The sequence below is a fragment of the Lentilactobacillus fungorum genome (genome assembly GCF_016860605.1).
Taxonomy (GTDB): domain Bacteria; phylum Bacillota; class Bacilli; order Lactobacillales; family Lactobacillaceae; genus Lentilactobacillus; species Lentilactobacillus fungorum.
Map to the genome: position 1 here is coordinate 153424 of NZ_BNJR01000017.1, position 15435 is coordinate 168858.

The 15435-nt window shown below is 41.6% G+C and carries 12 protein-coding genes; 5 read left to right on the plus strand and 7 right to left on the minus strand.

The genetic code is table 11. The features are described 5' to 3' along the window. Positions 1 to 326: 326 nt before the first annotated feature. A complete protein-coding gene (locus YK48G_RS11390; RefSeq protein WP_203630837.1) occupies positions 327 to 809 on the minus strand; it encodes an arginine repressor in 483 nt (160 codons plus the stop codon). 385 nt (positions 810 to 1194) lie between these two features. Next, positions 1195 to 3507, minus strand: coding sequence for a glycoside hydrolase family 65 protein (locus YK48G_RS11395; RefSeq protein WP_203630838.1), 2313 nt, complete (start codon positions 3505 to 3507; stop codon positions 1195 to 1197). 458 nt (positions 3508 to 3965) lie between these two features. Between YK48G_RS11395 and YK48G_RS11400 the strand changes: the two genes are divergently transcribed. Continuing rightward, positions 3966 to 4898, plus strand: a complete 933-nt coding sequence (locus YK48G_RS11400; RefSeq protein WP_203630839.1) for a LysR family transcriptional regulator — start codon at positions 3966 to 3968, stop codon at positions 4896 to 4898. A gap of 96 nt (positions 4899 to 4994) precedes the next feature. Here the strand turns inward: YK48G_RS11400 and YK48G_RS11405 are convergent, their stop codons facing one another. After that, complete coding sequence (locus YK48G_RS11405; protein ID WP_203630840.1) at positions 4995 to 6299, minus strand: nucleobase:cation symporter-2 family protein; 1305 nt, start codon at positions 6297 to 6299, stop codon at positions 4995 to 4997. 398 nt (positions 6300 to 6697) lie between these two features. Here YK48G_RS11405 and YK48G_RS11410 point away from each other — a divergent pair, with 398 nt between their 5' ends. Then, positions 6698 to 7063, plus strand: a complete 366-nt coding sequence (locus YK48G_RS11410) for a hypothetical protein (protein WP_203630841.1) — start codon at positions 6698 to 6700, stop codon at positions 7061 to 7063. A gap of 71 nt (positions 7064 to 7134) precedes the next feature. Here YK48G_RS11410 and YK48G_RS11415 read toward each other — a convergent pair whose 3' ends face one another. Both YK48G_RS11415 and YK48G_RS11420 read right to left on the minus strand, forming a co-directional pair. Further along, positions 7135 to 7485: an aggregation-promoting factor C-terminal-like domain-containing protein gene (locus YK48G_RS11415; protein WP_203630842.1), complete on the minus strand. Its 351-nt coding sequence runs from the start codon at positions 7483 to 7485 to the stop codon at positions 7135 to 7137. 224 nt (positions 7486 to 7709) lie between these two features. Beyond that, complete coding sequence (locus tag YK48G_RS11420) at positions 7710 to 8450, minus strand: hypothetical protein (RefSeq protein ID WP_203630843.1); 741 nt, start codon at positions 8448 to 8450, stop codon at positions 7710 to 7712. Positions 8451 to 8830: 380 nt separating this feature from the next. Here YK48G_RS11420 and greA point away from each other — a divergent pair, with 380 nt between their 5' ends. After that, complete coding sequence (greA, locus tag YK48G_RS11425) at positions 8831 to 9298, plus strand: transcription elongation factor GreA (RefSeq protein ID WP_203630844.1); 468 nt, start codon at positions 8831 to 8833, stop codon at positions 9296 to 9298. 116 nt (positions 9299 to 9414) lie between these two features. Here greA and YK48G_RS11430 read toward each other — a convergent pair whose 3' ends face one another. Further along, positions 9415 to 12231, minus strand: a complete 2817-nt coding sequence (locus YK48G_RS11430) for a cation-translocating P-type ATPase (protein ID WP_203630845.1) — start codon at positions 12229 to 12231, stop codon at positions 9415 to 9417. Positions 12232 to 12495: 264 nt separating this feature from the next. After that, positions 12496 to 13119, minus strand: a complete 624-nt coding sequence (locus YK48G_RS11435; protein WP_203630846.1) for a DedA family protein — start codon at positions 13117 to 13119, stop codon at positions 12496 to 12498. Positions 13120 to 13246: 127 nt separating this feature from the next. Between YK48G_RS11435 and YK48G_RS11440 the strand changes: the two genes are divergently transcribed. Together YK48G_RS11440 and YK48G_RS11445 are read left to right on the plus strand one after the other, a co-directional pair. Further along, complete coding sequence (locus YK48G_RS11440) at positions 13247 to 14200, plus strand: aldo/keto reductase (RefSeq protein ID WP_203630847.1); 954 nt, start codon at positions 13247 to 13249, stop codon at positions 14198 to 14200. A gap of 213 nt (positions 14201 to 14413) precedes the next feature. Continuing rightward, entirely contained in the window at positions 14414 to 15229 is an 816-nt protein-coding gene (locus tag YK48G_RS11445; RefSeq protein ID WP_203630848.1) for a DNA/RNA non-specific endonuclease, read from the plus strand. The last annotated feature ends 206 nt before the right edge of the window (positions 15230 to 15435 follow it).

The window sequence follows — 15435 nt, forward strand, 5'->3', positions numbered from 1 at the left end:
CATCTCTTTTTTGTGATCGCCAAGTAAACTGACTAAACCGTTCCAACCATTATCCATGGGGTGCCTAAAATCGGGCTATCCACTCTTGTAAATGCAATCTGGATTATCGCTAACATTCAAAAAAAATATACCAGCCACAGTGAGCGCCTGATTTACGCGCTAACCAGCTGATCGGAAATGAAACAAATCGCGCCACCACTCCAAGATCGGAAATGGTGACGCGATTTGTTTCATTTTTTTGGGGGGGCATACTATCTCCCCCTTTGAAATTAAAATCGCAGTTGCAAAGTGCTTAATCGATTGGCCTGGCAACTGTCCGTATACCGTTAATCATGCAAAGAAGATACCAATAAATCCGGATTCGAATGTTTGGTGAATAAATCATTAATCCGCTTGGCAGCCTCTATTGACGGGCTAAAAAGGACGATAGTATCATAGCCGGCCAACGTACCAGCTACATCGTCTAAATGCAAATCATCTACAACCGCCGCCAAAGGATTGGCATAGCTTGGTTGGGTGTGAATCACATTGATAAATTGAATCTGACGAATATCAGTTACCGTCCCATTAATCATTCGATACATGCGTTCCAATTCATTTTGATTTCCCGACTTAAAAATCATGTAACGAGAATTCCCAGAACTATCCGGTTGTTTGACAATTTGCATCTCGCGAATATCCCGAGACAGCGTTGCTTGAGTGACATTAATGCCGGAAAGCTTTAATTTTGCCATTAATTCATCCTGCGTTGTAATGGTGTATTGGTTAATAATTTGCTCAATTTTAGATTGCCGAGCTTCCTTTTTCATCGAAGTCCATCCCTTCCACAAGGCCATAACTATTAAGCTATCGCCCTTTGCAAACTTGTTTAAATATTCAGTAATCACCAAGTCATTTGCATAACACTATCATAACAAATAATAATACAAAGAGCGCCTTTTTGCGAAAATTTGGTATGAAAAGTGAGCCAAGCGTTTAAGAACTGAAACATCAGCCGCTGCCTACCAAAAGCTTGGGATTTTTGTCAGAAGTACTCACATAGCGGCTTCTAACTGGCACAATCACCTCCCCCTCCTATAACAATCGGGAGAAACTTTTCACTTACTCGCAAAAACACTAACCGAATTTATCAATTCAGCCATCGAAAAAAGGCAGCGCAAACTAGCACCGCCCATTGAAAAATTAAACTTCGACTTAATATTTACAGATTTTCTGGGGAGCTTCTGAAGATACTTTGACCTTCTTATCGTATATGGATAAAGTCAGCCCTTTGCCGCTCATCAATTCAACTTCTACTTGGTCTTGATAAATTGTAAACAATAGCTCGTTATGATGCAGCTGGAGCTTAAATTTCAAACAGTTCCACGCATCTGGTAAATGGGGTTCTAGCGAAAAATGATCGGCATTATTCACAATCCCGGCAAATCCATAGACAATCCCTGACCAAGCCGCTCCCAAACTACCGGCATGAATGCCATTTTTGGTATTATGATGCAAATCAATTAGATCCGTTTTGACCGCCTGGGAGAAGAAATCATAGGCCTGTTGATCACGATCAATCCGGGCAGCGACAATTGAATAGATGGCTTTTGAAAGACTGGAATCATGAGTCGTGATTGGTTCATAAAAGTCGTAGTCAGCCTTTAATTGTTCCTTTGTATTTCCTTGGGGGAACATGTAATCGACCATGATCGTATCGGCTTGCTTGTTAACCTGCGCGCGGTACAGCATTAATGGATGGAAGTGCAATAATAGCGGAAACATGCTTTGGTCAATCGCGTCAATATCCATTCGCGGCAACTGTTCAAAATTTTGGAACTGTAACTTCACATTTCGCTTCTGATCGTAAGGTAAGTACATCAGGTCTGCTGCTTCCTGCATATCTTCAAGCTCTTCTGCAGTTACATTAAGTTGAATTGAAATATCCGTATCATTAAACAACTTGGCATATTTCACCGCCAGCCGCAAATTGAACTGGGCCATCACATTAGTATAATAATTATTATTAACAAGGGCGCTATATTCATCCGGCCCGGTTACCCGATTAATGACAAAATGACGTTCACCATCGATTTCAGCAAAGTTGCCATATTGCATCCAAAATCTAGCTGTTTCCAAAATAATCTCAAAGCCATAATTTTTTAAAAAATCTTCATCGTTTGTAATCGTGTAATACTGCTCAACCGCAAAGGCAATATCAGCGTTAATATGAAACTGAGCCATCCCAGCCAGCCAATATGAGCTAGACTCAAATCCATTAATCGTTCGCCACGGATACATTGCGCCCTTGGCAAGACCAAAGTCACTTGCCTGCTCTTTAGCCATTTGCAATGTATGATACCTAAACATTAACAATTTTTTAGCAATTGCTGGTTCAGTGTAAACAAAAAATGGCAGCATGAAAATTTCTGTATCCCAAAAGAACTGACCGCCATAGCCGTTGCCAGTCAACCCCTTAGCGGGAATACTGGTAAACTCGTCTCTTCCGGCTGACTGGTTAAGCTCAAACAAGTTGAATCGAATACAGGATTGAATAACCGGATCGCCATCGATTTTAACGTCACTATGCAGCCAAAAGGTCTGCCAAACTTGGGCAGAAGCCATTAATTCAGCATTAAAGGTTGTGTTGCGAATAAAATTATCTAATGAAGCTAAATATTGATCCGCATACATTCTGGCATTTACTAAGGGATGAATATTACCAATTGAAAATAAAAATTCAAATTCTTTTTGGCTACCTGGTTTGGCGTGGTATTGGCTACGATAACCATAGTGACGATTAGCGTCTTCAAAATAGTCAATAGCTGGATTGGAATCCGTTGGCGTTCCGGCTTGAAAGGTTAAAATTACCCCTTGCTGGCTTCGAAAGGTCGTGACCAAATAACTCGGCTGGCCATTATCAGGAAGAAAGTCCAATTGCATTTGGCCGACATCCTGATTAACCCGCACATCGTCTGCTTGCGCATGGGTGGCCTGATTTACGTAATCATGAACCTTGATGAGCTCAATATCACCTTCAAAATTAGTCGGGATAATCGAATATTTGACACCGTATACATTCTGCTTGCTCAAGCTCGCAAAGCTTTCAACAACTAGATTAAAATTGCGGTTTTCCGGCGTTGTGACGCTAAACAGTTCATGAACCAGTCCCGTTTGCATATCCAAGTTTTTATCAATATTTTCAACTCGAAAGTGATCAACCGCCGAATCCTCGTTATCAACCTTGATTCGAATAAATCGGGGATCAAATAATCGGTTGATCACTTGATCATTATCAGGATAGCCGCGATACTTTTCTCCATAAGAAACTTCATTGTAATCAAAAAAACCATTAATAAAGAGACCGGGAGAGCCAATATAGTCAAGGTTATTGCCCTGAAGGGGATTGGAGTCCCGCACACCAATATGGCCGTTGCCGACATTATAAATTGTTTCAAGAAATAGTGGATCTTTGTTTTTTAGGTTCTGCAAATGAATTTGAAATTCCGGTGATTGTTCAATTCTCATTTGATGTCCTCCTCAAAAGTGAGCAAAGAAAAGCGATTAGAAGCTGCTCGGTAAGTTTAGGGGCAGCTTTTTGAATACGGGCAAAATGCTTTCTGGGCTACCTAACGCATGAGCCCCTACATTTTGACCATTACTTGCTATAATCGTTATAAACTTCGCCTGAGATAATTTTACCATCTTACTTAATCCATAGTGAGCTTTTAATATGTCAAAACATTTATATCTAGATGATTAACGAATTGATTACTAAGTTATACAATTGTTAAGAATTATTTAATACACCAGCGAAAAGATGAACACCCTTTACCGGTCAATTACGAATTGGTATACTTAACTGTAGCATCATAAAGATAGATTATTCGGTGTAAGTCATAATTCATGCATATATTACTGGAATATCCTATAATCTGTTTGTCGGATAACATTTTGATGAGGGGTCCCAAAGGAGAATAAGCATTATGAACAGCAAATTACTTTCGTTTCTTGAAGAGATAAAGGCACAAGGAAATATGTCAAAGGCCGCCCAAGCATTATTCGTTACTCAGCCGTATATTAGCCGGGTTATTAAAAACGCGGAAGTCAATTTCGGCGTTAAATTAATCGATCGATCGTCTCATCCAATCCAGCTAACATATGCTGGTGATCGGCTTCTGGCTTATTTGCAGGAGGAAAACCGATTACGATCGAACCTTGATCGTGAGATGACTCATCTTTCCCAGTTTAAATATGGTCATTTAACGATTGCCTCTAATGAGGTTGTTACCAATGATTTATATAAGCCGGTATTAGTACGTTTCTATAATAAGTATCCAAATATTCACGCTCAAATTACGCGGATGACCAGTCGGGATGCAGAAAAGCGCCTTTTGTCCGGTACGCTCGACTTCTTTATCGGCCACGCATTGCAAAGCCATAAAGTTGACTACCAGCCAGCCGCACACTTACCATTAGTTTTGATTATCCCCAAGACATCCAAATTGTTTGTGCCAAGACAACTTTATACAAACTATGAAGACTTGGATCTCACCAAACTCTCTGGCGAATCATTTATTGGTACACCACAAGAGGATAACTATCAGCGACTTATTAATAGTTACTTTAGTGACGTGGGGATCACCCCGGAATATAGTATTGAAGTTCCCGATTTGCATTTGGCATCCGACCTCGCAATCGAACACGTTGGCGCAATTGTAACACCTGAACCCTTTGCTGGCGAGCAACGTTTAACAAACGAGCAAAAAGCTGGCATCAATATTGTTAAGATTCCGACAGATGTTCTAACAGCTGACTTTGGGATTTCTTACATTAAGAATAAGCAAACCTCAGAGCCAGTCACCGACTTGCTTGACATTATCACGGAGTATGTTGATGAATACACGCCAAAAAGGTAACCGACAATGAGTGACGGATCAATTCTGCTACCTAAAAGAGCCCCCAATCAAATCCTAATCGGAATTTGATTGAGGGCCTCTTTTATTGATTAAAAACTACTCTTCGACCTTGTCCTTTAACCCCGTATGATTTAACAGGATATTCAAGATAACGGCCGTAAAACTACCAACAACCATGCCATTACTCATAATAACTTGAACCGTTGCTGGTAAATACTGAAATAGTGCCGGTTGAGTCGTGACACCCAGGCCCAGCCCCACAGAGATCGCGATAATTAGTAAGTTCTTATTATTTAGTTTAACTTGGGAAAGCATCTTAATTCCCTGAGCACCTACCATCCCAAACATCACGAGCATAGCACCGCCTAAAACGGAAGCTGGAATTAAGGTTGCAATTGCACCAAACTTTGGAATCAGCCCTAAAATCATAAGCATAAATGCCGAATAATAAATTGGCGTCAGCTTTTTGATCCCTGACAATTGCACAATTCCAACGTTTTGCGAAAAAGTTGAGTAAGGAAAGGTATTAAAAACCCCGCCAAGAATGGCCGCGATTCCTTCAGAACGATAACCATGCTCAAGATCCCGATCAGCTAACTTTCTGCCTGTAATATCGCTTAAAGCAAAGTAGACGCCCGTCGATTCAATCATACACGTAAAAGCTGCTAAAATTAGCGTCGCAATCGATGACCATTCAAACTTAGGGGTCCCAAAATAGAAGAACTGCGGTAATTGAGCCCAGTGTGCTTGTCCAACCGCCCCAAAATCAATCGTTCCCATCAAGATTGCCACGATGGTGCCAACTAAAATACCAATTAAAATTGAAATTTGCTTTATAAATCCCTTTGCCCAAATATTTAGCACAATAATAATCAAAGCGGTAAAGAAGCCTAAAAACAAATGGGTGGGATCGCCAAAACTTTTGGCAGTCGTATCGCCGCCACCAATATTTTGAAAGGCAACTGGCATTAACGTAAACCCGATTAATGTGATTAGTGAGCCGGTAACGACCAGTGGGAAATACTTTCTCATATGAGCAAATGGCTTGGCAATCAAAATAATAAATAATCCTGCAACAATGATGCCACCATACATGTAACCCAAGCCAAAATTCTTCCCAATCGATTGCAAAGGCGCAACGTACTCAACCGCGCACCCCAACACCACTGGTAAGCCAATCCCGGTAATAGGGGTTCGACGAATTTGCAGCAGCGTTGCCACCCCACACATAAAGATATCCATTGAAACCAAGTAGGTCATTTGGGCCGCGTTAAATTTCAAAGCGCCACCGATTAGCAATGGGACTAAAATGTCACCCGAGTACATAGCCAGCAAATGCTGAAAGCCGAGGATGGCGTTCTTAACTGGTGATTTCTCGGCCGAAACAGAAACATTATTCATGATATTCTCCCTTTTATTCGTGTTTAACGTAATATTGTCATACTAACACGAATGAATTTGAAAAACAATTTAAATTCCGAATAATAGTGTTCACATCATTATCTTTCTTGAATGGTTGTTACCTTTTGGTTGGTTAACTATATGAAGGCAATAACTGATATGCAAGTAACCAATAAAACACTAATTGATTTTCGAGAGCGTTTCCATTGATTATCATAATAAAAATACCGATATTAAACGTTTTCATAGGTGTTTTCACTTGACTTATTTTGGAAAGAAGCTAAACTAATTAACAGTAAAGGGGTTTAGATTTCGGAATACTGACATATCAGTTAACGAAGTTATCACTAAACTGCCTCAATTTGAAGTTAGTCAATCAGCAAAAAGGAGATCCTAATATGACAATCGATGATACAACCGCTTGGAAAGCATCCTTGCAATCAGCAGACTCATTTAAAGACTTTATTACTAAATATTTTCAGGAACATCAAGAATTAGTTGGAAAGTATGAAGTACCTTCCTATTACGAATACTACACTGCCAGATTAGACAGTCGCGATGGCATTATTATCACCTTAACAACCGGTATTAACCAAGCTGTCAACTCTGGAATTGCGCCACTTCCCTTCAAACAGAAGGAAAAAATGTCAATTGAACAATTTAGACAATTGATCTTAAACAAAAAATTCGCAGATATGCACGTCTCACTGGCTGACGTCTTCAAAGCTGTTGCTGGTGTTCCAACTGTTAAAGACGCCAATTAATTTAATTGGCAACATTAAAAGCCCGTCGATCAAAAAATCGACGGGCTTTTGTGTTACCTGATTAAGTTGTCTTAGTACCAACCATAGGCTTTCCAATGCTTTTTAGCGTTGACCCAGCTGCCATAGCGGGCAGAAACGTAATGGTCAGCGGCCTTTTCTTGATTATTCTTTGAATAATCGCCGTGTAAGTATGATGAACTTAATTGGTACTTCCCAACGTAGCGGCCGTTTCGAGCAGTGTAAGACCCTCTCGATTCATGATAAGCAATCCAAGCTTTTGCTTTTTGATTTGCTTTTGAAAGATTGGACTTGTAAACTTTGGTTGTTTTAGCGCTTGCGATTTCAGTGGTTGCGGCAACATCAAACGTGCCGTAAAAAGTTAATGCGACCATCAAGGCCATCACGATTTTCTTAAATTTCATTAAAAGAATTCTCCTCTGTATTTACTCAACACGTAAGAATATACGCTATCGTATTTACAGAGAGGTTGCCGATAAATTACAAGCGTGTTAAACCGGTTGTCATGTTAGTAATATTAGAAGGTAAATCTTATAGCTACGGGGTAATTGACTGGTTTAAATTCTGGTTAACAGTTTGAATTGTTGGGCTTGACTTAAACCTGCTAGGTCAAAATCAACCACCCAGTTTAATACTTAATCCAAACCTCATTAACCAAATCACTATCATATGATTTGCCGTCGGTCAGCACGGCATCGCCATCATAATCCGTATAACCGTAATAAGTTTCAACCTCACCATTACTCCAAGTGACGTCTACCTTAACGTTAGCCGTGATTTGCTTGGTTTTATTGGTGTCAGTTGTCACGTCATAGGATAAAATACCGCCTTGGTTATCAGCCGAAATGGTTGCCACCCCATGAAAGTTACTACCATCCGTATTTTCTTGAAGGACTGTTCCATCTGAATCAATCACCAAATCGCTTTGAAGCCGATCGGGATCATAATTGTAAAATTCATAGTCGCCAACAAACTTATCATAACTGTCAAAACTATTGTTAGGATTAAGGTTAGTTGTGCCACCACTCGCATTGTTGTTAGTTGCTTGGTTCTGCTTTTTGGCCTTTTTAAGCAAAAAGGCATCATTACTTTTTTGGAGCTGGAAATATTCCGTTTTTAAAGATCCAAAGCCATGATTAGATAGGTCAGCTACCCGAATACTATTTAACGCTTTGTTCGATGCTTTATAATTGCCGCTCTCGTTCAAATTCCTGGCTGACTTGATGATCCCCTCGTACTCTGAAATCTTATCACGCGTTTTAGTGCTAATCTTAGGTTTATTCTCATTATCAGCGTGGTTACTAGAACACCCAGCCAATGCGAATGTCATCGTTGCCAGTATACAGAACACCATTTTTAACTTTTTCATTGCTAATCTCCCACTCATAATTAAACTATTATCTAAATATATGATAGATTAAATATGATTAATTAACAATCACTTTTCTTAGCATTTGCATTAATAATTTGTTTTAGTTTTTCGTAATTTATACTAGAATTTATAAGATAACTATGTTGGGTGGTGGCTTGTGCCTAAGTCCTGCTGGCGTTTTCTAACCGCTTTGTTGCGTTCACTTTTCTTAGGACAGCTGCGCAAAGCAGAAAGCTCCGTGTAAGCACCTCAGACAAAAATTCCAAGCCCGGGAATTTCTGTCTGAGGAGCCTTACACTCCGACGGCCGTGAAACGCCTAGCCTACTTGGCGCTTTCTAACCGCTTTGCTCCGCTCACTTTTTTAGGAGGGATCATCTTGGACTCACACTTTAATCAAATTACCAAGGCTGGCTATGAGCATCTTAAAACCGAAATCCGTAGTTTAGAAAATGCTCGCCCATCAAAAATTCAAGCATTGGCCGATGCCAGAGCACTTGGCGATCTATCCGAAAATGCTGAATACAGTGCGGCCAAACGGGACCTGCGACACCTCGAAAGTCGAATGAGGTTCCTCAAAAAACAGCTGCAATACGCGAAAGTTTATACACCAAGCAACACTGATACAGTTGAAGTTGGTAAAACTGTCACCTTTGAATTTCTTGATGACCACACTACCGACACCTATGAAATTGTCGGCACCCCAGAGGTTGATATTGACAATAATAAAATTTCGATTGCTTCTCCCATTGGCGCTGCCCTATTAAATCATCATTCAGGAGACGTTGTCACGGTTTCAGCACCTAATCTAAATTATCAAATTAAAATTATCTCAATTAAAGTTTAATCGGCCTTTCTACATTCAAAAGCGAGCAGCCAACAAGACTATCTTAATCTGTTGGCTGCCCGTTTTTGAAGCATCTCATCATCAATTAATGTAAATTATTTAAGTTTGCCAAAATCCTATTCAACCAAGGCGGGATCATTTTGGCGATTACGAGCCCATCCAATTAACTTTTTGATACCGGAGATAATAAACGTTGGCAAGGCCGAGAGGATAATGATGCCAACATATAAACTAATCGATAGCGGGGCTGTTCCCATCACCTGATTAAAGAATGGCATCAGGGTGACTAAAATTGAAGCCGTTGCCGCAAACCCCCCTGCCAACGTTAGGCGTGAATTCGAGAATGGATTACGGTCAAATAAAGTTTTAGCACTTCTCGCATCATAAACGTGCCAGAGTTGGCCGAATACTAACGTTAAAAATGCAATTGTCTGACTTTCGGCAACTGAAAAACCTTGATTAGCTGCCCAAATAAAAGCAATAAAGACAGCCGCACCCATGATGCTACCACGAAACAGCACCCGCCGTAGCATCCCATTTGCTAAAATCGACTGGGTCGTATCTCGCGGCCGCTGTTTCATCACATCAGCTTCCGGTTCATCATACCCTAAAGCAAATGACGGCAGTGAGTCACTGACCATGTTAACCCATAAAACCATGAGGGCGGTCAGCGTTGGCGTGACTTCCGTGATATTTCCAATTGGTGCCGTAATCAAGAAAACCCCTAACAACAACGATAAAACTTCAGCTACGTTAGTCGTCAATTCGTGGCGCATAAAGTTTAAGATGTTGGCAAAAATTGTTCGCCCTGATTCAACGGATTTCTCAATAGTCGTAAACTGATCATCTAATAAAATCAGATCAGCGGCGTCTTTGGTCACTTCCGTTCCGTTAATCCCCATAGCGATGCCAATATCGGCAGCCTTTAGCGCCGGGGCGTCGTTAATCCCATCCCCAGTCATCGCAACGACCTGTCGATGATCTTGGAGCTGCTTAACAATTCGCTGCTTATGTTCAGGGGTGACCCTGGCATAAACGCGAGTTGTCAGGACGGCTTCTGCTAATTGCTGATCACTCATTGATTCAAGTTCTCGACCAGTAATCACCCTAGCATTGTCTGATTGAATAATTCCTAACCGTTTGGCAATCGCTTTAGCCGTGGCGGCGTGATCGCCCGTAATCATCACAACGTTAACCGAAGCAGTGGTTAATGTATTAACGGCCGCCTTAACTTCTTCGCGTGGCGGGTCAATGATTCCGACCAATCCTAGAAAGCACAGGTCTTGTTCTAACACTTCGCTCGGTGCGTTCAACGCTTGATCACGAGTCACTTTTCTTTGACTAATTGAAATGGTCCGCAACGCGCTATTGGCAAATGCCAGCATGGTTGTTTCAATTTCATCGGCTACTTCATCAATCTTAACCACCTGTTGATTAACCAGTGCCGTAGTAGTGCGGTTTTTGACGACATCCGGGGCACCCTTGGTTAAACTATAATATTGACCATTTTCTTTGATCACCACCGTCATCATTTTCCGAGTACTGTCAAACGGTAAGATCCTAACGATATCAATATCGCGATTGCCCTGGTCTTCCAATAGCGCATCCCGTTTGATCCCTTGCTTGGCAGCCAAGACAACTAATGAAACATCAGTTGGATTACCAAATGGACGCCAATTCTGCTTGTCATCCGATTTGATTTCGGCCTCGTTATCCAAGACGGCTACTTCTAAGAAGCGCCGATAATCAGCCTCATCCACTGGCTGACCATCCTCGGCAATAAAGTCTCCAACCGGTGTATAACCGTTGCCTTCAACGTCGTAAATCCGGCCATTAGCCATAAAACGTGTAACGGTCATCTCGTTTTTAGTTAATGTCCCAGTTTTATCGGAAGCAATATAAGTAGTTGACCCCAGCGTTTCAACGCTGCTAAGGGATTTAACTAATCCTTTTTGATCCGCCATCATCTTAGCGCCAATGGTTAAAACAATCGATAGCACCACTGGCATTGCGTCTGGAATTGAGGCCACGGCAATGGCAATTGCTGTCGAAGAGATCCCCGCCAAGCTTTCCAATGAAACACTGCCGGCTTCCATCAATTGCTTCACCACATCATAGCCAATTGTCAGCAAAATAATCATTGCCGCAATCATCATAAGCTTTTTACTTAATCCGTGAACTGATTTTTCAATTGGTGTTTTTTGATCGTCAATCCCCTGCATCAAGCTAGAAATTTTGCCCAATTCCGTCTTCATTCCAGTCGCGACCACCACGCCAATTCCGTTGCCATTAACCACCATTGAGCCCGAATAGCCCATGTTGGACCGATCGCCCAATTCAGTATCTTCTGAAACGGCCTGCGTGTCTTTATTAATCGCGTCCGATTCGCCGGTTAAGTGTGATTCGTTAATCTGAAGTTCAGCCGTTTTAAGCCACCGCAAATCACCATCAATAAAATCACCGGATTTGACGCTGACAATATCGCCCGGCACTAATTCCTGCGTTGCAAGGGATACCCAATTTCCTTCCCTTAAAACGTGCATGTGGTGCTGTCGCATGTTGGCCAGTGCTTCTAATGATTTTTGGGCCGAGCGGGTCTGGTGAAACGTTAAGCCACTGTTAATCACCACAATCAGGGCAATTGCAGCTGCTTCATAAATTGAAGCAGTGGCATGCTCAGTATTACCGGTTACTTTAAAATCGTACCAGGCACTGGCCAAGGCTAACGCAATTGCAACCAGTAAAATAATAACTAACGGTTCTTTAAAACTCTTAAGAAATAGTTTCCAAGCCGGCTCCTTTTTAGCAGTCTGCAGTTGGTTAGTTCCGACCTTTTCTCGTCGTTGTCTAACCTGGTCCTCACTTAAACCAGAAATCCGGTTGGTTGTTAATGCCTCTAAAACTGACTCTGGGGTTTCGCTATACCATTTCATCGGGTTCCTCCTTGTTAAGTAGATACCATTTCTTTTATGAATACTTAATAATAAGTATAACAAAATAAGCAGATACAATTGTGACTTTTGTCAGAAGATTTAGGGAAAGTTTAGGGAACATTTAAACTAACTTAAAAGATTAATGATTCAATGATTGCTTATATGATCGACGCCTTTCAAAAAGGGCTGGCTAATTCGTTTCCCGCAAGAATGGGAATGAATTAGCCAGCCCTTTTCAAAATACCTAAATTTTTTACCATTGGTTCATTTGGAGTCATCCCGATGGTTAGCCACAAACCGATAATACAAATAGCATGCGGCAATAACCGCTACGATCACTAAAATGACCATTAACCATTGATCCAGTTCGCTAAGCAACTGCTGCCAAGCCTGACCAGCAAAATGGCCGATCAAGATTAAGATCGTATTCCAAATAAGTGTCCCAATAATGGTCAAGCCGCTAAATTTGCTAAACGGATATCCGGTCATCCCAGCTGGAATTGAGATCAGACTCCGAACAACCGGCACACAGCGACCAACCAGAATTGCGATTGCGCCATGCTGATTAAAATAGGCCCCCGCCTTTTCAATGTCGGCTGGCTTGAGCCGTAACAGCTTGCCAACCCTACCAGCCGCTAATCGTTCTAATTGAGAGACGCTTAAGAGTCTGCCAATTCCGTATAAGGCGACTGCACCAACATAAGCACCACCTGTAGCCGCCAGAATTGACCCCAAAATAGTCAATTTGCTCGAAATCGTTAGGTACCCAGTAAACACCAGCACCACTTCTGATGGAATCGGTGGAAAAATGTTTTCAATTGCAATCAAAAGCGCAATTCCTAAATAGCCATATTGATTAATTAATTCAGTAATTGTTCCTTCGCTCAATTAATCTCCTCGTTTCTCAAAATTATGAAGTTAGTTCGCAAATTATAACATATTTTGTTGTCACAATTCTTTGGAATGTTAATTTGAATGGATTATAATTAAGGTAATTGATTAAAGGAGGATAACAATGAAGACATTAAAGATTGGTGACACCAACTTTGAAGCTTCTGCGGTTGCGTTAGGCATTATGCGGATGGCCGGTATGGACACCCCAGCAGCCGCTAAGACCCTTCAAGCTGCCGTTGATTCTGGCATTAACTACATTGATTCCGCTGACATTTATGGTGAGGGCAATTCCGAGAAGACGTTCAAAGAAGCCCTTAAAGCATCAGGAATTTCAAGAGATAAGCTCTTTATTCAATCAAAGGGCGGCATTGTTTTAGACCCTAGCCGAAGCCACGATGGCCTCGTGTTTGGGGCGCGCTATGACTTTTCAAAGCAACACTTGATTGAAGCGGTTGATGGTATTTTGGAACGCATGGGTGTTGATTATTTGGACTCATTTTTGCTGCACCGGCCAGATCCGCTGATGGAAGCAGATGAAGTTGCCGATGCGTTTGATACCTTACAACGTGAAGGGAAAGTTCGCCATTTTGGCGTTTCCAACTTCAATCCTCAGCAAGTTGAAATGGTTCAATCATGGGTTAACCAACGCCTTTTGATCAACCAGCTGCAATTTAACGTTGTTCACTCTGGTATGATTGAATCCGGCTTGCACGTTAATTTGGCCGCCAGTGACCCTAACGACCATAATGATGGCCTGATTGAATATTCACGACGCAAGCATATGACCATTCAAGCTTGGTCGCCATTTAACTATGGGTTATTTGCTGGCATGTACATCAATGATCCTAAATATGACAAGTTAAACGACAAGTTAGCAGAACTGGCTAAGAAGTACGCCGTTTCTAAGAATGCCATTGCCGTCGCTTGGATTCTGCGCCACCCAGCGCACATTCAAGTGTTGCTTGGAACTATGAATCCTGAACATATTAAAGACAGTGCTGCCGGCGCCGATGTCGACTTGACTAAGCAAGAGTGGTATGACTTGTACCTGGCTGCAGGCAACGATTTGCCGTAAAGCAAAAGCTGTCGATCAGTTTAAATTTATCTCAATCAAAATTGGCTAACGTTGACTTCTAATCAACGCTGGCCAATTTTTTCATTATTATGGCGACAATTCGTTTTTTAGTAATTTGCTAATCCCATCAATTTTAATTTCTAGGGGCTTGTTTGTTCCCCTGCTTTTCTGGTATCTTTAATAGCGGACGACTTACTTAATCGAGGTGACATCATGAGCAAACGTAGACGCAAGCGCCGGCAACCACAGTCATTGTTAAGTATTTTCATTGTGTTTGCCATCTTAATTGGTGGCTGGCTATTTTCCGGCGGCAAGCCAAGTGATCTCAATTCATTGATACAAAGGATGACCCAGATTGGTTCAACCCCAATCAAGAACGTGGCTTCAAGCGATGAACTGGCTAAGTTGGATTACCATTCTGGTGAACAAAGCTTTATATACATCAATCACAACAAAGCCAACCTCAATCCAGCAAGTTGGCAGACCAATCACGTTATTTATTCCAATCTGGATAGTCTCAACCGAACCAGTAAGGGAAACGTTGCTTACTTAACATCAAGGAATTTGGCATCAGATGACAATCGAGTTCGCCAATACGTTGAACCGACCGGCTGGCACCAAAAAATGGTCGACCACCAGCCAATTATTAATCGTGGTCATTTGATTGCCTACTCAATCTCAAAGGGGATTAGTACCACTGGAACTTATCAGCCAAACGATTCATCAGGTGATCAGAATAATCCTAAAAATTTATTTACCCAAACAGCCTTTTCAAATCAACGCGTCCAAACGATTTTCGAACAAAAAGTCCGCGATGCTTTAAAGGCTGGTAAGCGAGTGATCTTTTACGCTAAACCAATTTTTCGTGGGCGAGAACTAATGGCCCGGGGGATTCATTTAGAAGCCATTAGCACCGATCAATCGCTCAACTTTAACGTTTATCTATATAATGTCCAGCCCAATGTAGCGTTTGATTACGCAACTGGTCGGTCACGGATTGACCGGGAGATGAAGGTACCAGAACCTTAAGAAAAATATTCCTAGCCAAAACGAGCTCCAGCCAACTGACGCTAAACATATAAAGCCCCCACCATTGAAATCCAAACCCGGCCACTCCCGAGTCAAATAGTGCTCCGAGAAGCAGTCGCTAACAATATAAACGGCCCGCTATCAAAATCCAGAACCGGGATTTTGCGGTTCGCCACTACTTGGCCAAAACGAGCTCCAGCCAACTG

What these genes read in the sequence shown, in the direction of transcription:
- YK48G_RS11395 (WP_203630838.1), bottom strand. Translation starts at nt 3,507, where the DNA reads ATGAGAATTGAACAATCACCGGAATTTCAAATTCATTTGCAGAACCTA.
- YK48G_RS11415 (WP_203630842.1), bottom strand. Translation starts at nt 7,485, where the DNA reads ATGAAATTTAAGAAAATCGTGATGGCCTTGATGGTCGCATTAACTTTT.
- YK48G_RS11410 (WP_203630841.1), top strand. Translation starts at nt 6,698, where the DNA reads ATGACAATCGATGATACAACCGCTTGGAAAGCATCCTTGCAATCAGCA.
- YK48G_RS11400 (WP_203630839.1), top strand. Translation starts at nt 3,966, where the DNA reads ATGAACAGCAAATTACTTTCGTTTCTTGAAGAGATAAAGGCACAAGGA.
- YK48G_RS11445 (WP_203630848.1), top strand. Translation starts at nt 14,414, where the DNA reads ATGAGCAAACGTAGACGCAAGCGCCGGCAACCACAGTCATTGTTAAGT.
- YK48G_RS11440 (WP_203630847.1), top strand. Translation starts at nt 13,247, where the DNA reads ATGAAGACATTAAAGATTGGTGACACCAACTTTGAAGCTTCTGCGGTT.
- YK48G_RS11430 (WP_203630845.1), bottom strand. Translation starts at nt 12,231, where the DNA reads ATGAAATGGTATAGCGAAACCCCAGAGTCAGTTTTAGAGGCATTAACA.
- YK48G_RS11405 (WP_203630840.1), bottom strand. Translation starts at nt 6,299, where the DNA reads ATGAATAATGTTTCTGTTTCGGCCGAGAAATCACCAGTTAAGAACGCC.
- YK48G_RS11420 (WP_203630843.1), bottom strand. Translation starts at nt 8,450, where the DNA reads ATGAAAAAGTTAAAAATGGTGTTCTGTATACTGGCAACGATGACATTC.
- YK48G_RS11390 (WP_203630837.1), bottom strand. Translation starts at nt 809, where the DNA reads ATGAAAAAGGAAGCTCGGCAATCTAAAATTGAGCAAATTATTAACCAA.